Below are 22,463 nucleotides of genomic sequence, written 5' to 3' on the forward strand. Positions count from 1 at the left end.
TCATGGTACTAGAGCAAAGTTCTGTGTCGTGGTACAGGATCTTGGTACACTATTCTAGTACTGATCCAAGTACCACGACTTCGTCATAGTTACACGGTACACTACCTTGTTCCTGTTCCGCAGTACCGTTATTCACTGGTATTACACACTATTGCAAGCATAGAACTTCAGGAGGAGTTTCTCTGCCCACACTTAGGGCAGGGATCCGCACAACACGGCTAGTTCCGATAATAAGTCACAGTGGTACCGACCCGAGCATCATTCACATCGTGATCCAATGTCGAATACATTAACAATCATAGATCTAATTAGTAATTATGTCTGACATCGTCACGTATGATCCGGAAGATAGAATTGTTTACTTTACAGGAAAAGACGAACCGAAGGAAATTCATCGAGATGTCTCTTCAGCCGAATTCAAGGAGATAGAGAAAATCGAATCATACTCCCATGAGTGTATGGCTACTGCCGATCGGCTTCTCCATATACTTGGAAGAGGTGCTATATTCGGCCCCAAAGCGCGAGAAGACCTGCAACTGTTGAAAGAGGACGTGATCGAACTCTATTCAGAATTTCCGTCGTATAAGTCCCTGGTTGAGGAATCGGAGTATGCGCGAGTACGCGGATATGATGGCGTCATCTACAAGGTCAAACGGCCGCTGGAAAACGTCTTCGAGTGCATCGGGATTGTCGCGGATCTGATAACCAACGGTCAGCTGATAAAACGATATTATCTCGACGGGCACGATCCGTACCATATCCAACACCTGGCCATAAACATCTGTGCCGCACTGGAGCACCTGGGTATCGTTGCTGTCAATCGTCTTGCCCCTGAAAACGGTGGCATTGATGCCTCCAACCCGCAGTATAACGTGACGAAGGTATACAAGCAGATCATTGAGGAGGGGCTTCACGAGCCAATAAGCGATGACGAGGATCTAATTAACGACGTTAGTATGTCTGAGGTTGAAAGACTGAAAGAAATGCGTGATCTCATTGCACACAAATCGCTCTATCAGAATATCCCCTCTCAAGCAATTCCAGAGGGTCTGAAAGAACAGGCTTACCTCTATGATGCTTCTGACACCAAGGATCTTACACTAATAGCACTGAAACTTCAGATGGTTGCACTAGTAGTGCTCACGAATTATGTATATGACCACGTCAAAACGGGTATTGAACCGTACGTGGAAGCTATTTACCAGAGTAAAGAGAATTCGAAAAATAGCTGAGTCAGTCAAGCAGGTTCACCTGTAGGTCGGCTTCTTTTGCTAGGTTTTCCAACTCTCGCTGCACACGGTCCAGCTTACGATTCAGGTTCCGTCTCTGTTCTTTGTAGAATCGTTTATCTGATTCCTCGTATTTTGGTGCGTACCCATTCATCGCTCGTCCGAAATATACCTCGTTATCCTCTACTTCTCTCAACGCTCGGAATACTTTGCTAACTGCTTCTTGTACATCTTCGTCGCTGTAGAGATGGGTGTTTTCCCGAAGTACTTCTTTCAACGATTCAATATTTAACAGGTGGTAGTTGGGAGGGTTTTCTGATCGGATTGAGAACCGATTCTCTTGACCATTGTAGATGTCGTCGAACCGGTTAATCTCCATTTCTAATTGCCTGACGGCTTGTTGTCTACGATCGTGTTCCACGAACAGTGACTCCATTTGTTCGCGGCTCATCGGTTCTTTCCGATCGTTGATTCGTCGGTATACCGCTGCGTCTCCGGTCAGTACAGGTTTTCTTTTGGCTTCCGGGATTCGAACTGGGAGAATGATCCGGTCTGTGTTGTCGCTGGGTGATTCAATCGGGCTAGGGATTTCGATGTTTACCAGTGGACGAGTATTCTGAATCAACCGGGTTACTGACTGTTTGACCTCATGGCTTGGTGGTTCGAATGGTGAAGGATTTCCGTCGTCATCTACTCCGAATACGATGATTCCGCCGTTAGCGTTCGCAAATGCGGTGATTTCTTTTTCCAGTTTTCGTTGCCATTCTTTTTGAACGGGTTTGATTTCATCTGGTGGGTGGAGAGTCTCTTTGTATTCGAGGTACTGGTTTTCGCTATGTTGGGAGAGTGATGTGACGGTGTCCCAAGTCCATGCGTTGACGTCAGTGGTGAATGGAAGTTCCATATGAGGTGTCAGAGATGTTCTGAGTTTTAAAAGTTTGACAAACTGATTTGCCATCCAATGATATGGCTTCTCATGATGACCTGCTATAAGCACAGATCAGTGTCATCCCCGCAGAAGAGACACTCCATCCTCCAAATCATCAATTAGGCCTAGAAGCAGGGCATCCAGATGGACAAGTGATTTAACCCACAGGTTCCGCAACGACTCTTTGTGTACTTTTCTTTCTCTTGACCCCATATGTGCATATCCATCTAAGAAGCGTCCGTTCTTCGACGGTTTTGCTAAATTGGTCGTAGAACCGCCTTCCAGATTCTTAATAAGTCCCTGTTCGTCCTCCAGACCACTTGCATTGAAAGTGATGCTATATTAGCGTTGGGTGGCTGTTTCACGGCTTACTGATGTGGCACGATTACCAGCCATCATCGGGGACATCGTAGTTTCCCTTAGCAAGATCCTCAATGTTCACAAACTCCTTATCAAGAAGTTCGGCATACAGCTCATCTGGATCCAGATCTACTGCGGGTTTCGCTGGCGTATCAGCCACGTCCAATTCAGACTCATTCACAGGTTTGTTGACATCTAGCTCATCATTGAGGAGGTTTTCTACTGTTTTCACCTCCCAAGAACTGGCATGCGGGGACAGCCGTATCTCCTCGATGAGTGTGTCTAAATTGACAGAGACAATAATCGGGTCCTCCCGATAGTCGTCACTGTATCCGCCAATTGTTGGCTGAGAGCCGCGTCTATACTCCTGATAATCATCGAGGTCTTCAACCAAATCGTTGTATTTCAGCGTTTCATACGCTGATGGATCGAACGGCTCTTCAAATACGATCGCACGAATTTCCTGTTCAGTTGTGTACTCACTATCCTTGTAGCTGAATGGGGCACGTGCATATTCGCGTAGAGAAGACCCATGGTCGTTTGCGAAGTCACAGTAGATAACACGCTTGATTGCCAACTGATCCTCACTGAGATCTTCAATCGCTTCGATTAACTGCCCGACAGTGGATTTAATGACGACACCCTCCCCACCGGGTGTGTAGTCTTCCCATTGCTCTATTGCTTCGTGATCAAGGCCAGTCCAACAGCTAAGGAACGCACATTTGTTCTGTTCCTGAATTACCTCAACTGGGTTCTTGTCCAGCAGACCTTCCACCAAATCAACTTCATCACCCCAATCCCATGCTTTCGTCCACTCCTGATTTGTTTTCTCTGCTTTATTGGCGCGTCTCAGCATTGATTTCAAGGGTAAATATCCCTCCAGTGGGTCAACAAAATGATCAGCTCGTGTGAATCGGAGGGACTCTGAGTCAATCAGGCTCAGCAGCTTGGGGTACGATAAATATCGCCAGATGGGCTGTTCTCGGGCGACAGTGTTTTCGAGATCCGTAAACTGTGACTTGTGCACAGTCGAGTCATTGTGGTATATTACTTGAATCTATCTTACTTGATTATCACCTCCAATAGAATGCTGAGTTACCATAGAAGGGGTTGGATGGGGGTGCTCATTCGCCGCGTAGCTTTGCTCGCCACGCCGGACCCGCGACATTCGCTCATTGAGTCGTTGAGAACCTAGACGTTGTCGAGATACCGTCTTCTCACCTCCATCGATTCCATCTCACTAAGCCGGTCGTAATGCTCATCAAGCACATCGTGGGATACGTCCGTTTTATCCGCCACCACGGACAAAGGAACTCCTTCCCGAAGGTGATGCGTGATCGATCCTCTCCGAACTGGGTGCGGACTCACGCTCGACGGGCACGTTGACGCGGATTCCCAATCGTTACTCTCGCACGTGTCTGGATTCTCTCCGTGTGGACACTCGTTGTTGATCCTGCACGGGCACGTCCAATAGTACACGGTCGCTCTAATTGACTGGATCGAACGTCTCCCGTGACTCGTCGCAAATAGTGGTTGACGGGCGTGTTCATCGATGACGTCGGGTCGATGCTCATCGATGTAGTCGTCGAGGATCATGCACGTCCGAGGTTTGATAGCGACGTGACGGTTCGCTGCACCTTGGTTCTTCAGCGGAGTCTCTGTATCGGGTCGATGCCTGATCCGGAGGGATTGGTTCGCTTCGTCGTAGTCTCGCAAGTCGAGTCCTCTGAGTGTCCCTGCTCGAATCCCGGTTTCCCATAATACACGAATAATCGCGTGTGCGGCGCTGGCATACTCGAACTTCGACAAGTGCGATAGGATTTGTTCGGCGTGCTCGGTTTCGAGGAGTACGTCTCGGGACCGTTTCGCTTCTTTTGGTAAGATGAGTCTCTCATGTAGATCGGGTTCGATTGCGCTGATGCTCGCGGCGAAGCGCAAGTACACGCGTAGCGTCAACAGAGCTGATCGAAGAGTCTCGGGTGAGATCTTTTCTTTACGAACGCCTTGTTGTCGCCACACGCGGTACTCGTGTAGATCGCGGACTGTGAGTTCGTCTAGAGTGTCGATGCCTTCCTCGTCGCACCATTCAACGAATAAGGAGAGACGTCGTCGATGGGCTTCGAGGGTTGAGTTTGCGAGCTCGCTTTGCCTGGATTGCAGGTACATGCTGAGCACTACTTTGGGGTCGATTTGATCGAGTTCGTCGTTCGTCATGGTTGTGTGCGTGACTCGACCCGGAGCCTGACGCGTGCGAGAGAGCTGTAGCTCCACTTTCGACAGTGGTTGACTCTTCAATTTTTGGTCCAGCTTTTGCGAGCAGGAACGGCGGCGTAAGCCGCCGCACGCCCGCGCAGGTAAAAGGTGGGCGTGTTCAAATCGCGCCCGGCCCGCTTTCCTGTCGCGAACAAGTTCGTGAGCGACAGGTAACGGAACCGGCGGAATTTGAACGCAGGGAGAGCGCAACGGAGCGAGTGCGTTCGACCGCGTGTTCACATCGCGCCTGGCCCGCGTTCTGCCGATGACGGCATTCGTGCGGTAGTGATATCAAACCCAACTCGGTAGAATCGTCGAACCACGGCTCGGATGACGAGTGAGAAAGTGGCGGTGACCGGTTACGAAACCCGAATAGCCGAGACGCTACACGCCAGCTACCGCCGTTATCGGTCGTCCCGTACGCCGTCGGGGAACTCGTTGTTCGTCAGGGAGACAGCACCGGAATCGTCGATGATGTGCAGCGAGTAGCCGTCCTCCTCGGAGCGGGCGACACAGCCCTCGATCCGGACGTCGTCCGCGCCGTTAACGACGAGCGGCGTGTGGGTCGTCTCGAATTCGCTGTCGGCGACGCGGTAGTCCTCGCCCCGTAGTTCGAGCCCGCGGCGTTCGTTGGACCCCTGTTGCTCGATAGAGAGGCCATCGAAGCGACACCCGTCGCGCTCGCAGTAAATCGCGTGGCGCATCGTCGTGCCCGGCGCATCGCCGGTGATCCGGACGTCCTGCAGGGCGACTTCTCCGGCGTCACTGCCGAGGATCTGGACCGCGTTGGCGCTTCCGTCGATCTCGATGTCGACGTCTTTGACAAACGTCTGTCCGGCTCCGGCGTCGATCTTGATTCCGTTGTTCGGGCGGTCGCCGACACTGATTTCGGCGTTCGAGATCGTCGTGGCATCGACGCCGTTCATGATCCTGATCGCGTCGCCGTTCGGCTGCGGCACGTCGATCGTGACCCCCTCGACGTCGAACCGGTCGCCGTGATCGAGTCGGATCGGGTGCTGGCCCGCCGAATCGTGGGGATTCTCGTCGACGACGACGACCGCGTCCCTGATCTCGCCGCTCGTCCCGCTGAGCCGGATCGATGCGGTCCCGCTGTTCCAGAACCGGCCGCCGTCGACGCTGACTCGGCCGTTCTCGCCGGAGGCGTACAGCCCGTTGTCCGGGAACCCGCCGAGCGCGCAGTTGCTGAAGACGAGCGTCCCGCGATGGTTTTGATCGATGGTGATACCGGTCGGCCCGCGCCACATGTTCCCCTCGTTCGGCGTCTCGTCGACGTGGCGCCCGCCGTCGGCCGCGCGGAAGCAGTCGACGACTCCGCGCCCATCGGAGTCGGTGATGTTGAACAGGCCCGGGCCCCACGTACCGCTGTCGTGGACGCCCCGAACGGTGACGCGCTTGACGACCAGGCCGTCCTCCACCTGGGCGCTGATGACGCGGATGCCGGTGTCCGGCGCGGCCTGGTCGACGTCGAACCCCTCGAAGCGGAGATTCCGTCCCGGATTGTCGCTCGTCCCCAGCCGGAACAGGCGGTACTGCGGCCCGTCGAACTCGTGGTAGTTCGCCGGGACTAGCGTCGCGTCCTCGCCGACGAAGCCGACGTTCTCGAATCCGGTGAGCCGGAACTGTTCGTCCATGTAGTACCGCCCGTCGGGGAACTCGAACAGCGTGTCATCGCCCGCATGCTCGCGCAAGACGGGCGTGATGGACTCGTTCCCCTCGGGGTCGGCGCCGGCCTCGACGACGTCGACAACGGTGTCGTACTGCGCTTCGGGATCGTCGGCCGCCGCGACGCCGGTGGCCGAGAGCGTCGCCCCAAGACCGACGAGACAGTGTTTCAGGTACGATCGACGACGGTACTGCCGATTGTGCGACTCGGTCGAAGTCACGTGAGGTACCTCTCCAGCGGATCCCTTACGTATGAGCGACGTAATCCAGTTCGGGACTATCACGGTATCTGAACTGTACCGAAATCGTCTCGAATCCGAGTAAAGTGACGGTTCGAACAGTTGTACCGACCGGGAGCGACGCGCAAAGCCGACCGACCGCCAGATCGCGGGAGTTCCCTGACGGACCAAATACCGCTTCGGATGGTCCGTCCGACGACAGACGTGCCATCGCGGACGGACGAAGAGACCAGGCGAGCGGTCGTCGATCGCGTTCGGGTCGAGGCCGCCGGCTCGGAGCCCCCGAGACGGGGTTGCCGGTCTCTGGCGTCGACTCGATCATCGCCGTCGGAACTGCAAGGGGCGGCGTCGAAAAGACGACCGTGGCCGTCTCGCTCGCACGGACAGCCGCCGACGTAAGCGATTTTAGTTACTTATTCACAAAATAGGAACCAATACCAGTTGTATTTACCCTGGATACCGAACGGGAGGTATGCGCACACGCGACGGCCGCGGCGGGACGACTTCGAGGAGCCGTCGGGCGGTCCTCGCCGCGACGGGCGGACTAACGGCGGGCGTCGCCGGACTCGGCGGCTGTCTCGCCGGCACCGACGGCGTCCGCGTCCTCGCCGCGGGCAGCCTGGCCGGCGCATTCGAAAACGGCGTCGGGTCGGCCTTCGAGTCCGAGGTCGACCTGCGGTACGAGGGCGAGTACTACGGAACCAACGCCCTGTTGCGGCTCGTCGAGGAGGGGACGAAGCACCCGGACGTCGTGATCGGTGCCGACGTCGACCTTCTGCGGGAGCGACTCTATCCCGACCGGGCTGACTGGGACGTCGAGTTCGCGGCCAATTCGGTCGTGCTCGTCTACGCGCCCGAGACGGCCCTCGGGGCGCGCCTCGACGCCGGCGAGCCGTGGTACGAGGTCCTTCTCGAGGCCGACGACGGTGCGATCGCGATCGGCGATCCCGACCTCGATCCGCTCGGCTACCGGGCACTGCTCATGTTCGAACTCGCCGCGGACGAGCACGGGCTCGACGGCTTCCGCGACGCGATGGCCGAGACGGCGTCCCGAGAGCCAGACGAACCGCAGTTGCTCGCCGGTGTCGAGGGCGGCGACCGGGCCTGTGCGGTCGCGTACCACAACATGGCCACCGAACGCGACGTCGCCGTCCGCGAACTGCCGGACGCGTACAACTTCGGCAATCCCGCGTACGCGGACCGGTATGCGACGGCGACCTACACCACGGACGACGGCCACGCGGTCGCGGGCTCGCCGGTCGTCTACAACGCCGCGGTCCCGACCGACGCCGACGACCCGGCCGCGGGCCGGGAGTTCGTCTCGTTTCTCCTCGAGAACGGTGACCTGCTCGCCGATCACGGCCTTCGCGTCGACGACTCGCTGCCGCTGCCGCGAGTCCACGGCGATCCGCCGGCGGTGATCGATCCGTGAGCCGGGTCGAGCAGCGTCTCGAGGGCGATTCCGACGGTACCGCGCGAGAGCGACCGCGGATCGGCGCGGGCCGCGATCGACTGCCCGGCGGCCTGGCCGTCCCGGCGCTGCTCGGGGCCGTCCTGCTCGCGTACTTCGTCGTGCCCGTCACCGTCTTCCTGGCGCGGACGCGTCGCGTCGACGTCGCCGCCGGCCTGGCCGACCCGGCGATCCGGGACGCGATTACGACGTCGCTGGTGACGGCGCCGGTTTCGACGGCCATCGCGACCGTCTTCGGCGTCCCGCTGGCCTACGTCCTCTCGCGGGCCTCGTTCCGCGGCAAGCGCCTGGTCGAGGCCGCCGTCTTGCTCCCGCTGGTCGTGCCGCCGATCGTCGGCGGCGTAATGGTGGTGACCATCGTCGGCCGGTATTCCCCGGTCGGGGCCGCGGCCGCGGCGCTGGGGATGCCGCTGACGGACAGCCGTGCCGGCGTGATCCTCGCCCAGACGTTCGTCGCCGCACCGTTTCTCGTCGTCACCGCCCGCGCGGGCTTCGACGGCGTCGATCCCCGACTGGAGGAGACGGCCCGAACGATGGGCTACGGGCGGCTCCGAACGATCCGCCTGGTCTCCCTGCCGCTGGCGCGCAACGCCATCGCCGCCGGGATCGTCTTGACGTTCGTGCGGGCGATCGGCGAGTTCGGCGCGACGATGCTGGTCGCGTACAGCCCGCGGACCATGCCGATCCAGATCCGCGTCTCGTTCATTTCCGGCGGGATCGACGCGATCGTGCCGATCGCGCTCGCCTTGCTCGCGATCGCGGTTATCGTCGTCGTCGCCGTCCAGTTGCTGGTCGGCACACCGCGACGATACTAACCGCCGCGTCAGCGGCGCTGCACGAGCAACGGCTCGCGAACAAGTCAAAACTCATGTAATTCTCGATAACCGGTTCTAAGTGGTTTGGAAGTGGGGTTATGGATATCCTCGTTCTACCGTGGAACGAGATTCATGACTTCCATCGCAGACATCGAGATTCCGGCGGACGGAACCGGGACCGGGCAGTTGTTCGAGGCCGTCCCTTCGCTCACGTGCGAGATGGAGCGAGTGATCGCCTCGAGCGGTCACGGACTCTGGCTCTCGGGTCCTTCCCAGTCCGAAGTCGAGGACGCGCTCGACGAGGCCGACGCGATCGGCTCCTACTCGCAGATCAGTAGCGACGAGGACCGCTGGCTCTACGACATCGAATTCGAACCCGACACCATCGATCCCTTCGAGCTCGTCCTCGAAGAGGGCGGCACCGTACTGAGCGCCTCGGCCTCGAACGGTACCTGGCTGCTCAGCGTCCGCGTCGTCGACCGCGAGAGCGTCAGTTCCCTCTACGACCGCCTCGACGACAAGGACATCACGCCCACGATCGTCCGCCTCTTCGATCTCGCGGAAGAGACCCACTCCCAGTGCGGTCTCACCGCCCGCCAGTACGAGACGCTGGTCGCGGCGATCGATCACGGCTACTTCGAGATTCCCCGCGAGGTCTCGATGCAGGAGCTCTCCGAGGAGCTCGGCATCTCCCACCAGGCGCTCTCGGAACGGCTCCGCCGGGCCTACCGTGCGCTGGTGACGTCCGAGCTCAACGTGACCGAGGAGGAAACTGCCGCACCGCCCGTTCCGACGAACTGAGCCGTCACTCGTCGACCGATCGAAGACCCTCGATCGAGCACCGGACTCGAAATCGGAATCCCGCTCGACCCGACGCGATATTTTCACCGTTCGACGCCCGAGCGCCGACAGTAGCAGCACCCGGTTCGGAAACTACGTATGCTTAATTACCAGGTTCGTCCGTCGCCGGAAGGGTGAATAAAAACGTCGTCCCTTGGTCGGGTTCGGACTCGACCCGGATCTCGCCGCCGTGGCGCTCGACGATGCGTTCACAGAGCGCAAGTCCGATCCCCGTCCCCGAGTGCTCGTTGTTCGTGTGGAGGCTCTGGAAGACCTCGAAGATGCGGTCCGTGTCGTCGGGGTCGATGCCGATCCCCTCGTCGCGAACGGTGATCGCCCACATACTCCCGTCCCGTTCGGCGGAGACGTATACTCGCGGCGGTTCGTCACCGCTGTATTCGATCGCGTTGTCGAGCAAATTCTGGAACACCTGTCGGAGCTGATCCGCATCACCCTCGACTCGGGGGAGGTCCGCTACCGTGATTTCGGCGTCGGTCTTCTCGATCGGTAGCTTGAGATCCGTTTGAACCTCCGTCAACACGCTATCGAGGTCAACCGGTTCAAAGGGGTCGCCCTGCGTTTCGACCCGGGAGTACTCGAGTAGTCCCTGGATCATGTTTCGCATTCGCTCGGCACCGTCGACCGCGAACTCGAGGAACTCGTGGCCATCCTCGTCGAGCTCGTCGGCGTAGCGATCCTCGATAAGCGTTAGGTAACTCGACACCATCCGAAGGGGCTCTTGGAGATCGTGCGAGGCCGCGTAGGCAAAATGTTCCAGCCGTTCGTTCGACTCCTCTAGCTGCTCCTCGTACGCTTTGCGGGTGAGTTCGTTGCTCAGCCAGTTACTGAGTAGATCGATAAACGTCACTTCCCAGTCGGAGAACTCCTCGATTCGCGCCTCCATCCCGTAGAAACAGAAGGTTCCGTACACGTCCCCGTTCACGATAACCGGGGAGCCGAGATAACAGGAGATTCCCCATTCGGGATCGGCTAATTCTGGGGCCTCCGCCTCGACGTCCTGTAGCACGAGCGTCTCTTCGGTCTCGACGACGTGCGAACAGTTCGGCAGGGTCTCCAGCGGCGTCGTGTCGCCGGGTCCGAGATCGACCCCTTCCGGCACGGCCACGTGTTCGAAGTGGTACTCGCCCGCGCTCGTATCGACGCGCGAGAGCGTCGCGTAGTCCGTCCCGATCGCCGTCCGGACCACTTCGAGGAGGGAGTCGATCCGCTGAGAAAGCGGCCGATCCGAGTCCGCTAACACCTCGTAGGCACGCCGGAGGGCCTGTTCGCGCTCCTCGAGTTCCTGCTGTCGCTCGTCCGGATCGGTGACGTCGCGCGCGTACACTGAAATGCCGGTTTCGGACGGATAGACGCGCACCTTGTGCCAGCTGTCCTGCGGCGGGTAGTACGTCTCGAACGTGACGGATTCCTGGGTCTCCATCGCACGTTCGCACTCCCACTTGAACATCGAGTCGGTTATCCCGGGAAACTCCTCCCAGATAACCGTCCCCTCGAGATCGGTTTGCTCGCCCCGAAGCATAGCTTCAGCTCGGTCATTGAGATACGTGAACCGCCACTCCTCGTCAAGCGCGAAGATAGCATCGGTTACGCGCTCCAGGACACCTCTCGGAGAGTCTTGCTTCGGATTTTTACTCGACGTCTCAGACCCGGTCATCGGAGATCGTTACCATCTCGAAGGGGATGGTAGTTACGCAGACTGGCTTGCTCACTGTCCGCTGAACGCGAGTCTTACGGCTCGCTCTAATACCGAAGCCGTGCCGCTATCCACCGGTACCGCGACGTCGGTTCGCAACTCGCGCCGACCCATCAACCACCCAATCGTTAAGCGCCGCGGCCGCGACGCTCACCGCATGGAGATCGACAGCGACGACGGTGTCCTGCGACTGACGTTCGATCGACCGGACGCACACAACGCGCTCACGACGGAGACGGCGGCCCGCCTGGCCGACGCGATCGAAGGCGCGACCCCCGAGGAAGACGACGCGATCATCATCACCGGCGTGGGCGAGGCCTTCAGCGCCGGCGGCGACCTCGATTCGTTGGCGGAGACGCCGGACTCCTCGCAGGCGGCCTACGAGGAGGTCACCGCGACCTTCGGCCGCGTCGTCGAGGCGATGCTCGAGTGTCCCGTTCCCGTCGTCGCGAAGGTCAACGGCGACGCCATCGGCGCGGGGCTGTCGATCGTCGCGCTCGCCGATATCGCCTACGCCGCCGCCGACGCGACCTTCTCGTGTGCCTTCGTCCGGGTCGGACTGCTCCCCGACACCGGCGGGACAGTCATGCTCCCCCACATCGTCGGGCTGCGAGCCGCGAAGCAACTCGCCTTCACCGGCGAGTTCTTCGACGCCGAGCGCGCGGCCGACCTGGACCTGGTCAATCAGGCCGTCCCCGCCGACGAACTCGACGAGCGAGTCGACGAGACCGTCGAGCAACTCGCGAGCGGTCCCACGGCCACGATCGGGATGATGAAACAGGCGATGCACGAGAACCTCGGCCGGTCGTGGGAGGAGGGGCTGGACTACGAAAACCTGTTGCAGGCGCAGGCCCGGACGACCGACGCCCACGAGGAGGGCGTCACCGCGTTCCTCGAGGGCCGCGACCCGGAGTTCGAATAGCCTCCGCAGTCCGCGCGTTCGGTCCGCTTCCCGCACCGTATTCGGTCGCAAGCGCCCGCAAGCACCACGGCCTTGCGCGGATAGACCGTCAATAAAAACGCAATGTCCCCAGAGTTTACCGACGACGACATCGGCAAACGAGTCGTCAACGCCGAGGGCGAGGAGGTCGGTCTGGTCGCCGACGTCGAGCACGGCACGGCCCATGTCGAGCCCGATCCCGGTATCACCGACACGATCAAGGCGAAGCTGGGTTGGGGCGGCGCCGACGACGATACCTACCCGCTCCAGAACCAGGCGGTCGCCGGCGTAACCGACGACGAGGTCCGTCTTCAGAGCGATCTGTCCGGTGCCGGGTCGAGCGGTGGAACGACGGTCACAGACACGAATACGACCGGAACCACGGAGACGGGCACGACAGGTACCGGCGCGACTGATACCGACGTCGGCACTGATACCGGCACCGACACCGGGATGACGGACACGGAACCCGGTGCGACGGACACCGACGTCGGCACTGATACCGGCACCGACACCGGGATCGCCGACACCGACATCGGCAGCGACACCGGTACGGACAGGAACCGCGGTATCGATCGCGACGAAAACGACATCAGCGGTAACGACGACGAAGGCCTCATCCGCGACGACGAGGACGACGAACTCATCGGCGACGACAATGACGACGACGGGCTGATTCGTGACGATGACGATGACGAACTCATCGGCGACGACGATGACGACGAGGGCCTGATCCGCGACGATGACGACGACGAGCTCATCGGCGACGACAACGACACCGGCCGTTAATCCCGTCACCGTTCTCCGCACCGCTTCGAATCGGCGGCCGCGGCCCGTCCGAATCCCGTTTTCCTTTCGGCGACACCACCGTGGAGCGCCACCGCCTGGTCCGCACCCCGGGGCTCGGGATCGGGCGGTGGCTTCCGCCAGTGCTGCGTCCGCGCTTACTCCTGGTTCGATCTGCGGTCGCGATCGCGGTCACGCTCGACCTCCCGCTGCGTCTCCCCGGACGACTGCCGTGAGCGGTCGATATCCACCTCTTCCATCCCGCGCGTCTCGTCGCGGGTGCGATTCATCTCACCGCGTTCGTGCTCGCGGTCAGGGCCGCGTCTCTCGGCCGCCCCCGACCCCGATTCGGAGCCGCGAGATTCGCCGCGCATGGGCGGTTGTCTGTCGCGCCCCTGCCCGGTCTGGGGCCCGCCCCTGTCAGATTGCTGCCGTCCCGTCGGCCCTTCGAACTCGCGACCGCGCTGTCCCTGATCACCGCGTTGGCCCTGATCGCTTCGTTGAGGGGGCTGCGGGCCGGGTTCTCGCCCCGCATGCCCCGGCTCCTGCTCGTGCTCTCGCGACCCGGCCTGGCCCGTCGAGTGCGTCGGCCGGGCCGTCATCGGCTGTCGATCGTAAGTGGCGTCGCCGGCCGGTTCGCCGCCGTACTCCCCCGGCGAGACCCACTCGCCGGTCTCCGGATACTGCCCGGTGTCGGAGGGGCCGCTCGGCCCGCCGCGACCGCCGGTCCGTTCCGGTCCGCGTCCCGGTTGCGTCTGGGGGCCCTGTTCCCGTCCGCCCGGCTGCTGGATGCCGGGTCGCTGTCCGCCGGTCCGGTTCCCGATCGGGCCCTGCTGACTCATCCTCGCCTGGCCGGTCATCGGGGCACGGGCACCCGGTTCCTGCTCCTGCTGTCCGAACCGTTGGCCGCCTGCTTGCTGGCCGCTCATCTGCTGGCGGTCCATCCCGCCAGCCGACCCCTGTTGACGCTGCGGTCCCTGCTGTCCCATTTCCCGTCCGCGGTGGCCCATTCGACCCATCCCCTGCTGACCCGCCCTCGCCTGGTCGCTCATCTGTCCGCCCATCTGTTCCATCTGGCTGCCAAGTTGCCCCATGCCCTCCATCTGGGGCTGGGCGGCGGCCTCCATGCCCTGCTCCATCATTCGTTCCATCTGGGGCATCATGGCCTCCATTCCCTGAATGTAGCTCTGCATCATCGACTCGGTCATCTGCTGGCCAGGCGCGTTGTCGAGCATCGACTTCGTCATTTCGAGCCCCTGCTGCTGAGCGGTCTCCTGCCACTTGAGCGCGCTCAGCGTCATGCGGGCCATGTTGCGCTGGAGGTCGAGCAGCTGTTCGATGGCCTGCTGCCCCTGGTTCATCGACGATTCCGCCATCTGCTGTGTGTCCGCGGACTGTTGGGACTGGGTTTGATTCTCTCGCATGGTACTCACCTGAGGATCGTCGGTCACCGGTAGCGATCCTCGGTTACGACTGAGCGAGTCAGTGACACAGATAAAGGCCAGCGTCGGTTCCGATCGGTAGCACGATCCCAACTGGTCGTAACCGGGCCGAACGCGGGTAAATCGGCCGACCACGCGGTCGTGAGCCTGGTTGCGTGACGCAGTGAGATGCCGGTATCGTCCCGGACACAGAGCCGATAAGAACTCTGTACGGAAGTGTAATAGCTGCTTAGGAACCGCCGTTTGGAGAAACGGCGTCGGTCGAGCCGACCGCGGTCAGGCGTCCGGACCGGAATTCGAACCCGAACTCGGTTCGCCGTGGGTCACGCCCTCGCGCTCGTCGGCGCGTCGCCGCCGCAGCGCCGCGCGGGCGTTGCTCGCCTCGTAGCCGAAGAAGACGTCCTTGGCGTACGCCTCCGCGACCTCGGTCGCGTGGATCAGGTTGTCGACGTCGACGTTTACCGCGTACAACTCGATGTTAAACGGCGTGTCGAGCGCGCTGTCGAAGCCCTTGGCGATCGTCTCGAGCCAGTAGGTCGTCTCGTAGGCCGTGTCGTACAGCGGAACGACGAACTCGTCGACGTACTCCGCGACGGCGTCGAGGTCGATGCCCGCGCGCTCGTAGAGGTGGCCGGGGTAAGGGTCGGGGTAGAGCGTCATGTAGACCGTGCCAGGGATGCGATCGGCGGCCGCCGCGACGAAGTCGGTGATGACGTCGGCCCGCCAGGCCATCCGATCGTCGAACTCGCTCTCCTCGAACGCCCGTTCACAGACGCCACACCGACAGTACTCCGCGCGCGGGAAGCCGATGTCGTCGAGGCGCACGTCCTCGTTTTCGGCGACGCAGTCGTCGATGATCTCGAACAGGCCCTCGCGGTAGTCCTCCCTGGAGGGGCAGACGTAGGCCCAGTCGAAGTACGCGCGTTCGCGATCGGCCGGCCGACCCATGTCGTCGACGGGGATCAGCGACGGGTCGGCGTCGGCCGCCGCGTTGTCGCCGAAACAGGAGACCATGTTCACCCCGTCGGCGATCGGTTCGGCAGACCGGCCGGTCACGTCCTTGACTTCGTAGAAACCGCGATCGAACTCCGGCCAACGGACTTCCTCGGCGTTCCGGGTGACGACGCCGTACATAACTCAGCATATGCCGCCGTCCCCGTAAGCCGTTCGGATGCGGACGAACCTCGGGACGGGCGGCCCTATTCGGTCGGTTCGTAATCGACTTCGACCTCGGACGAGCCGCCGAAGGCGACCTTCCAGAGGACGGCGATGACGACCAGCGCGAGCACGATCTTGATGGTCCGTGACATATCCATTCGGAGAATCGGGCGGCGAATACTTAGCTATTCGGGATGGTCGTCTCAGCGAGAAAATCCGCCGACGGCGGCGACGACCGCGGGCACGCTCAGGTGTCGATCAGCGACGCGATCTCGTCGCGGACGATCGTCTCGCAGTACGAACACCGCACGCCGTCTTCGAGCACCGTAAATCGGGACGTGACGGGTTCGCCGTCGGTCGTGATACAGCCGGGGTTGGGACAGGACAGGACTCCCTCGACGACCCCGGGTCGCTCGACGCGGTGTTTCTCCACGACGTCGTAGTCCCGCACGATGTTGATCGTCGCGTCCGGCGCGATCAACGAGAGCACGTCGACCTCGTCCTGGCTCAGCTCCCGACCCTCGACCTTCACGATGTCCTTGCGCGCGAGCCGGTCGGAGGGGACGTTCATCCCAACGGAGACCCCTTCGCCTTTGCTGCCGTCGATACCGAGGATCGCCAGGACGTTCAGCGCCTGGCCGCCGCGGACGTGGTCGATGACGGTCCCGTCGCGGATCTTGCTGACGCGGAGTTCGTGGTTGTCGGTGCCGTCGTGGTTTCGATCGTTACTCATCGGTCTCACCTCCGCGCACACCGGTTTCGGCTCCGGCCGCCTCGGTCTCGTCGCTCAACAGCAGATCCAGCAGCGCCATTCGGACCGGGACGCCGTTGTGCGCCTGGTCGAAGTAGGCCGCGTAGTCGGTCTCGTCGACTTCGGGCGCGATCTCGTCGACGCGGGGCAGCGGGTGCATCACCGTCAGATCGTCGCTCGCAGCCGCGAGCGTCTCGGTGTCGATCTGGTATTCGCCGGCGACCTTCCGGTACTCGTCCTCGTCGGGGAACCGTTCGCGCTGGATCCGGGTGACGTAGAGGACGTCAAGCGACGGCAGGACCTCGTCTAGCGTGTCGTGCTCGCGGATCTGCGTCCCGTCGCCCTGCTGGTGGAGGTCGTAGACGACCTCCCGCGGAAGCTGGAGGCTCTCCGGACTGATGAAGTGCTGGCGCGTGTCGAAGTTGGTCAACGCGTAGGCCAGGGAGTGGACGGTCCGGCCGTACTTCAGGTCGCCCATGATCCCGATGGTCAGGTCGTCCAGACCGGCGTTCTCCCGGATCGTGTAGAGGTCGAGCAGCGTCTGGGTCGGGTGGTGGCCGGCCCCGTCGCCCGCATTCAGCAGCGGGACATCGACGAACTCGCTGGCCATCGTCGCCGCCCCCTGCTTAGGGTGGCGAAGCACCAGGGCGTCCGTGTACCCCTCGATGACGCGAACGGTGTCGGCGAGCGTTTCCCCCTTCTTCACGCTCGAGGACTCGACCGAGCCCATGTCGACGACGTCGCCGCCCAGCCGTTTCATGGCGGTCTCGAAGCTCATCTTCGTCCGCGTGCTCGGTTCGAAGAAGAGCAGTCCGAGCAACGTCCCCGCGTGTCGGTCGGCGACGGCCGACAGGTCGGCGTCGATCTCGGCCGCGCGGTCGAGGACGGTCTCGATGTCCCCCTGCGAGAGCTGTTTGCTCGTGATGATGTGATCGTGGCGCATCCGTTCGTGTAGGCTGGTGCGTCCCCCTTGAATCTCTCCATTCATCCCGGAGTACTCGCGGCGATCCGCACCGATTCGGCGTCGATCGGTCGCGTCGGGCCCACGGCGGGTGACCCGAAGGCAAAGAATTATACAGGCACTACAGCAATTGATCACAATCGTATATGGTCGGTCGGCTGGACACCGGAATCAGCGTGCTGGATCGGAAGCTCGACGGCGGGCTCCCACCGGGTTGCATCGTCGCGTACACCGCCGATCCGGCCAGCCAGTCCGAACTGCTCCTCTACGAGCTCACGGCCGCGCGCGGGACGCTCTATCTCTCGACGGAACGCTCCGACGACGCCGTCCGCCACGCCATCGAGGCCTCCCCGTCCTCAGTGGGCAGTCCGACGGTCAGACACGTCACCGGCGACGCACCCCTCGAGGAGGCGACGCGGCTCGTCGGTGCCCTACCCGACGGAGCGAACCTCATCATCGACACGATGGACGTCCTCGAACGGACCGAGACCGTCGACTACGTCGACTTTCTCAACGACCTCAAGGCACGAATGCTCGAGACCGGGAGCATCGCCGTCCTCCACTGCCTGAAAAGTGCCGACGAGCCCACGAACCGCACGCGGACCTACCACGCCGCCGACGCCGTCTTCGATCTCCGGACCGAGATCGCCGGCACCGAACTCGAGAATCACCTGACGGTCCCCAAGTTCCGCGGCGGCAGCCAGCCGACCGACGCGATCAAACTCGAACTCACCGAGGAAGTGGCGATCGACACGAGCCGCGACATCGCCTGACGGCGCGACGATTCCGTACAACCCTGCCAGCCCGGCGAGTCACACCTCCTGCTCCGGCGTCGTAAACGGCGTGATCGCGGCGGTCCGTTCGGTGACCGTCGCCGTCCGCAGAATGTACGAGAACAGCAGCGCGAGCGGGAACGTGCCCACCGCGACGGCGGCGGGAAAGACGACCGCGCGGACCGAGCGGCCAAGGGGCGGCCCGGACAGCCCCGTCAGGACGAACAGGGCACCGAGCGCGACGCCGACGGCGGGAATCCCGGCGTAGAACAGGTACCGCGAGAGCCTGGACAGTTCGACCTGCAGGTACACCGACTTGAAGTACTGCCTGGCGATGTCGAGCTCGCGCAGGCGATCGAGCAGGTCGTCGATGGCCGCGTCGGCCTCCGCGGACAGCGCGTCACCGTTGGTCCGCCGGACCTCGTCGAGCCGCCGTATCTCGTGAGCGAAGTTCGTCTCGAGCATCGTCGAGAGGGTATTGAAGATACCCGAATCGGACTCCTGTACGAGTCGGTCGATCCGATCGAACTCGTCCGTGAGGTCCGACACGATTTCGTCGATCTCGTCGCCGGCGTCCGCCGGCGCGGTCGTCGTCGCGATCCCGCCGAGCCGCTGGGCGTCCCGCCTGGCACTCTCGACGACGAGTCGAAGGAACCCCGAGGGCTCCGCCGGCGCCGTCCGGTTCGCGACCGACTCGATCTCCTGCCGGTAGTCGACGGTCTCCTCGATATCCGACTCGAGTTCGCCTGGCGATTTCAACTCCCGGGAGAGCAGGAGTTGGTTGATCGAGACGACGACAGTGATCAACGTGAAATTCCCCGAGATCAACCCGCTGAAGGCGTAGAACAACGACTGGAGATCGGTCAGCGGGGCGACGCCGCCGAGCGAAAGCGCCATGTACGTCAGCCAGAACGCGACCGCGAGGACGATGGCGACGGCGAACCGGTTGCCGTCCAACAGCAGCCACTGTTTCAGCCGACCGGTCTCGCTGTCGGAGACCGGCTTCGCCTGGTCCTCGCTCGTCGACTCGACCATCGTAGCCGGTCAGGACCTACGGTCTCGCGGGCGAAAAAGTCGGTCCGCGCACCTGCACGGTCGCGATCTCGGTCCGAAAACGAGGGGAGTATCGAGTGTTACTCTTCGGCGCCTTCGAGCTCTTCGACGATCTCGTCGGCATCGACGTCGGCGTCTTCGAGGGCTTCCTCGATGTCGCCGCCGCCCATACCGCCCATGCCGCCCATCATGCCGGGCATGCCCATGCCGCCCATACCGTCGATGACTTCCTGGACGATGACGCGGTCGACGCCGATCTGGTCGATGACGTCCTGACCGATCTGCTGCTTGCCCATCATCCACTGCTGGTTCATCGTCATCTGGGGCGTGGCCTCGAGGTAGAGCGTCTCCTTCTCGACGACTTCGGTCTCGAACTCGGGCTCGGCGTCTTCGTCGTCCTCGTCGGGCTCGACGGGGACTTCCTCTTCGACTTCGTCCGTCTCGATCCAGAGTTCGGGCTCGAGACCGAGGTACATCTCGAACAGGCCGGCGGCCTGCTGCTCGCGGTCGTCGACTTCCTCGACAACCTCGTACTCGTACTCGACGTCCTCGCCGGCCAGCGGGTGGTTGAAGTCGACGCGGGCGCGGCCGCCGATGATCGTGCTGATGTAGCCCTGCTGGCCCTCGATCTGGACGTTCGCGCCGGGATACCGGTCATCCTCGTCGATCTTCTCGGCGCTGACGGTCTGGACGTCGTCGGGGTCGTACTCGCCGAAAGCGTCCTCGGCGGAGACCGTCACGGTGCCTTCGTCGCCGGGTTCGGAGCCGATGATCGCCTCTTCGACGGCCTCGAAGATGTGGCCCTCGCCGAGGACGATCGTCCGCGGCTTGAACTCCTGACCCTGGTCGTCGACGCCCTCTTCCTCGGCGACTTCGGGGTCGGTCGTGTCGACCAACTGGTCGCCGTCGGCGGTGTAGGCGGTGTATTCGATTTCGACGAAATCGCCTTCCTGAAGTCCCTCTGCTTCGTCTTCAACCTCCTCTTCGACGTCATCGGCCTGCTCGTCGAGCTCGGCCTCTTGTTCCTCGGTCATACGTGGTACGTCCGCCCGTCCACATTTAAACTAATCGCTAGCAGAATGGCTGCGGCCGTCCTTCTTGTGAACAAACCGCACGATATTCGCCTTCGAGCGACGGTTTTCGCGACGTGAAACGACCGATACTTACGACCGCCCCTCGTGCTCTCGGCCATGTACGAGGTCGAAGTGAAGGTCCCGGCCGACCTCGAAACCGTCCGAGAGCGGCTCGCGGACCTCGACGCGGCGTCGCGAGGCGGTGTGGTGCAGGTCGACACCTACTACGACGCGCCCCACCGCGAGTTCGCCGAAACCGACGAGGCGCTGCGGATCCGCGAGGAGCGGCCCGCTGACGGGCCCGACGAGACCCGCGTCACCTACAAGGGTCCGCTCGTCGACGACGAGTCAAAGACCCGCAAGGAGGTCGAAACCGCCGTCGTGAATGGCGAGAAATTCGACGCCGTGCTGACGAACCTCGGCTTCGAGGCCGCCGCCACGGTTCGCAAGGACCGCGAGCGGTTCGAACTCGACGGCTATACGATCACCCTCGACGCGGTCGACGACGTCGGCGAGTACGTCGAAGTCGAGACCGAGGTCGAGGCCGAATCCGACCTCGAACCGGCCCGCGAGGGCGCCTACGACGTCCTCGAACGCCTGGGACTCGATCCCGACGATCAGATTCGAACCTCCTATCTCGGCCTGCTGCTCGCGCCCTGAGGATGCGACCCATTACCAGTAAACATTTTCTGGGCCGTATCTGTTTCCGCAAGTTATAGAACCTCGCTCGCTCAAGTGCCGGCAATGAGCGACCGGAACATCCGGATCGAATCCATCGACCGCCAGGCGGTCGAGGATCAGGAAGTCGAGATCGTCGAACGAAAGGGCATCGGCCACCCGGACTCCATCTGCGACGGCGTCGCCGAGAGCGTTGCCGGGGCTCTGGCTCGCGAGTATATCGACCGCGTCGGCGAGGTGCTGCACTTCAACACCGACGAGACACAACTCGTCGCGGGCGAGGCGGCGCCGGCCTTCGGCGGCGGCGAGGTCGTCGATCCCATCTATCTACTGATCGTCGGCCGCGCGACCAAACACTACGAGGGCCAGACCATTCCCGCCGAGACCATCGCGCTGCGGGCCGCCCGCGAGTACCTCGAGTCGGAGATCCCCCAGCTGACCGTCGGCGAGGACGTCGTCGTCGACGTCAAACTCGGCGAGGGCAGCGGGGACCTCCAGGAGGTCTTCGGGGAGGACGAGGTCAGCGTGCCGATGGCCAACGACACGAGCTACGGCGTCGGCCACGCGCCGCTGACCGAGACCGAGCGGATCGTCCGCGAGGCCGAGCACCGGCTGAACGGCGAGTACGCCGACGAGAACCCCGAACTCGGTCCGGACGTGAAGATCATGGGAAAGCGCGAAGGCGACCGGATCGACGTTACCGTCGCGGCGGCGATGGTCGACGAGTACGTCGCTGACTTAGACGAATACATCGACGCCGTCGAGTCCGTCCGGGAATTCGTCGATGGCGTCGCGCGCGACCACACCGACCGCGAGGTCGACGTCCACGTCAACACGGCCGACGACTACGAGGAGGGATCGATCTACCTGACCGTCACCGGCACCTCCGCCGAGCAGGGCGACGACGGCTCCGTCGGCCGCGGCAACCGCGCCAACGGACTCATCACGCCCAACCGCTCGATGTCGATGGAGGCCACCAGCGGCAAGAACCCGGTCAACCACATCGGGAAGATCTACAACCTGCTCTCGACCGAGATCGCCGAGGAGGTCGTCAGCGAGGTCGACGGCATCCGCGACCTGCGCGTGCGCCTGCTCTCCCAGATCGGCCGGCCGATCGACCGGCCCCACGTCGCTGACGTGCAACTTGTCACCGCCGAGGGCGTCGCCCTCGCGGACGTCGAGGACGACGTCGAAGCGATCGTCGACCGAGAACTCGCCGACGTCACCGAACTCACGCGCAGCGTGATCGAGGGCGAACTCTCGACGTTCTAAGCCTGGTTCTTCCGAGCATCCCTTCGGAACCGGCACGATGCGTG

20 protein-coding genes are annotated in these 22,463 nt (G+C 62.0%); 9 read left to right on the plus strand and 11 right to left on the minus strand.

The window, feature by feature from the left end; all coding sequences use genetic code 11:
• Positions 1 to 317 precede the first annotated feature (317 nt).
• Positions 318 to 1,232, plus strand: a complete 915-nt coding sequence (locus tag BMY29_RS05970; protein ID WP_049990621.1) for a hypothetical protein — start codon at positions 318 to 320, stop codon at positions 1,230 to 1,232.
• A 1-nt stretch (position 1,233) separates the two neighbouring features.
• Here the strand turns inward: BMY29_RS05970 and BMY29_RS05975 are convergent, their stop codons facing one another.
• The 4 genes from BMY29_RS05975 to BMY29_RS05990 form a co-directional block, all read right to left on the minus strand.
• Positions 1,234 to 2,133, minus strand: coding sequence for an AlbA family DNA-binding domain-containing protein (locus BMY29_RS05975; RefSeq protein ID WP_074854654.1), 900 nt, complete (start codon positions 2,131 to 2,133; stop codon positions 1,234 to 1,236).
• A gap of 409 nt (positions 2,134 to 2,542) precedes the next feature.
• Complete coding sequence (locus tag BMY29_RS05980) at positions 2,543 to 3,544, minus strand: hypothetical protein (RefSeq protein WP_143067663.1); 1,002 nt, start codon at positions 3,542 to 3,544, stop codon at positions 2,543 to 2,545.
• Between the two features lie 164 nt (positions 3,545 to 3,708).
• Complete coding sequence (locus BMY29_RS05985) at positions 3,709 to 4,731, minus strand: tyrosine-type recombinase/integrase (protein ID WP_074854655.1); 1,023 nt, start codon at positions 4,729 to 4,731, stop codon at positions 3,709 to 3,711.
• A gap of 443 nt (positions 4,732 to 5,174) precedes the next feature.
• Entirely contained in the window at positions 5,175 to 6,674 is a 1,500-nt protein-coding gene (locus BMY29_RS05990; RefSeq protein WP_049990624.1) for a hypothetical protein, read from the minus strand.
• Positions 6,675 to 7,164: 490 nt separating this feature from the next.
• Between BMY29_RS05990 and BMY29_RS05995 the strand changes: the two genes are divergently transcribed.
• The 3 genes from BMY29_RS05995 (at position 7,165) to BMY29_RS06005 (ending at position 9,779) form a co-directional block, all read left to right on the plus strand.
• On the plus strand, positions 7,165 to 8,124 hold the full coding sequence (locus BMY29_RS05995) for an extracellular solute-binding protein (RefSeq protein ID WP_049990625.1): 960 nt from the start codon (positions 7,165 to 7,167) through the stop codon (positions 8,122 to 8,124).
• The gene (locus BMY29_RS06000; RefSeq protein WP_049990626.1) at positions 8,121 to 8,978 is read left to right on the plus strand and encodes an ABC transporter permease; all 858 of its coding nucleotides are present in this window, start codon (positions 8,121 to 8,123) and stop codon (positions 8,976 to 8,978) included. The genes BMY29_RS05995 and BMY29_RS06000 overlap by 4 nt, the downstream gene beginning before the upstream one ends.
• 132 nt (positions 8,979 to 9,110) lie before the next feature.
• Positions 9,111 to 9,779 (plus strand): helix-turn-helix domain-containing protein, encoded by a 669-nt coding sequence (locus tag BMY29_RS06005; RefSeq protein ID WP_049990627.1) that lies wholly within the window; start codon positions 9,111 to 9,113, stop codon positions 9,777 to 9,779.
• 142 nt (positions 9,780 to 9,921) lie between these two features.
• Here the strand turns inward: BMY29_RS06005 and BMY29_RS06010 are convergent, their stop codons facing one another.
• Positions 9,922 to 11,493, minus strand: a complete 1,572-nt coding sequence (locus BMY29_RS06010) for a sensor histidine kinase (protein ID WP_049990628.1) — start codon at positions 11,491 to 11,493, stop codon at positions 9,922 to 9,924.
• Between the two features lie 196 nt (positions 11,494 to 11,689).
• On the opposite strand from BMY29_RS06010, the gene BMY29_RS06015 reads away from it, so the two are divergent.
• Complete coding sequence (locus BMY29_RS06015; protein ID WP_049990629.1) at positions 11,690 to 12,454, plus strand: enoyl-CoA hydratase/isomerase family protein; 765 nt, start codon at positions 11,690 to 11,692, stop codon at positions 12,452 to 12,454.
• A gap of 102 nt (positions 12,455 to 12,556) precedes the next feature.
• The gene (locus BMY29_RS06020; RefSeq protein ID WP_049990630.1) at positions 12,557 to 13,261 is read left to right on the plus strand and encodes a hypothetical protein; all 705 of its coding nucleotides are present in this window, start codon (positions 12,557 to 12,559) and stop codon (positions 13,259 to 13,261) included.
• A gap of 155 nt (positions 13,262 to 13,416) precedes the next feature.
• On the opposite strand, the gene BMY29_RS06025 is transcribed toward BMY29_RS06020, so the two are convergent.
• The 4 genes from BMY29_RS06025 to pyrB all read right to left on the minus strand — a co-directional run bounded on the left by BMY29_RS06025 (position 13,417) and on the right by pyrB (position 17,552).
• Complete coding sequence (locus BMY29_RS06025; protein WP_049990631.1) at positions 13,417 to 14,682, minus strand: hypothetical protein; 1,266 nt, start codon at positions 14,680 to 14,682, stop codon at positions 13,417 to 13,419.
• A gap of 294 nt (positions 14,683 to 14,976) precedes the next feature.
• A complete protein-coding gene (locus BMY29_RS06030) occupies positions 14,977 to 15,834 on the minus strand; it encodes a hypothetical protein (protein WP_049990632.1) in 858 nt (285 codons plus the stop codon).
• Between the two features lie 271 nt (positions 15,835 to 16,105).
• On the minus strand, positions 16,106 to 16,591 hold the full coding sequence (gene pyrI / locus BMY29_RS06035; RefSeq protein WP_049990633.1) for an aspartate carbamoyltransferase regulatory subunit: 486 nt from the start codon (positions 16,589 to 16,591) through the stop codon (positions 16,106 to 16,108).
• Entirely contained in the window at positions 16,584 to 17,552 is a 969-nt protein-coding gene (pyrB, locus tag BMY29_RS06040) for an aspartate carbamoyltransferase (protein WP_049990634.1), read from the minus strand. The genes pyrI and pyrB overlap by 8 nt, the downstream gene beginning before the upstream one ends.
• Positions 17,553 to 17,716: 164 nt before the next feature.
• Here pyrB and BMY29_RS06045 point away from each other — a divergent pair, with 164 nt between their 5' ends.
• Positions 17,717 to 18,343 (plus strand): RAD55 family ATPase, encoded by a 627-nt coding sequence (locus tag BMY29_RS06045; RefSeq protein WP_049990635.1) that lies wholly within the window; start codon positions 17,717 to 17,719, stop codon positions 18,341 to 18,343.
• A 39-nt stretch (positions 18,344 to 18,382) separates the two neighbouring features.
• On the opposite strand, the gene BMY29_RS06050 is transcribed toward BMY29_RS06045, so the two are convergent.
• A complete protein-coding gene (locus tag BMY29_RS06050) occupies positions 18,383 to 19,378 on the minus strand; it encodes a DUF7972 family membrane protein (RefSeq protein WP_049990636.1) in 996 nt (331 codons plus the stop codon).
• A gap of 98 nt (positions 19,379 to 19,476) precedes the next feature.
• On the minus strand, positions 19,477 to 20,430 hold the full coding sequence (locus BMY29_RS06055) for an FKBP-type peptidyl-prolyl cis-trans isomerase (RefSeq protein WP_049990637.1): 954 nt from the start codon (positions 20,428 to 20,430) through the stop codon (positions 19,477 to 19,479).
• A gap of 156 nt (positions 20,431 to 20,586) precedes the next feature.
• Between BMY29_RS06055 and cyaB the strand changes: the two genes are divergently transcribed.
• Together cyaB and BMY29_RS06065 are read left to right on the plus strand one after the other, a co-directional pair.
• The gene (gene cyaB / locus BMY29_RS06060; RefSeq protein WP_049990638.1) at positions 20,587 to 21,129 is read left to right on the plus strand and encodes a class IV adenylate cyclase; all 543 of its coding nucleotides are present in this window, start codon (positions 20,587 to 20,589) and stop codon (positions 21,127 to 21,129) included.
• 84 nt (positions 21,130 to 21,213) lie between these two features.
• Positions 21,214 to 22,419 carry a methionine adenosyltransferase gene (locus BMY29_RS06065; protein ID WP_049990639.1) on the plus strand — a complete coding sequence of 402 codons (1,206 nt, stop codon included), beginning with the start codon at positions 21,214 to 21,216 and terminating at the stop codon, positions 22,417 to 22,419.
• Positions 22,420 to 22,463: the final 44 nt, after the last annotated feature.

It is taken from the genome of Natrinema salifodinae (assembly GCF_900110455.1).
In the GTDB taxonomy this organism is placed as follows: Archaea; Halobacteriota; Halobacteria; order Halobacteriales; family Natrialbaceae; genus Natrinema; species Natrinema salifodinae.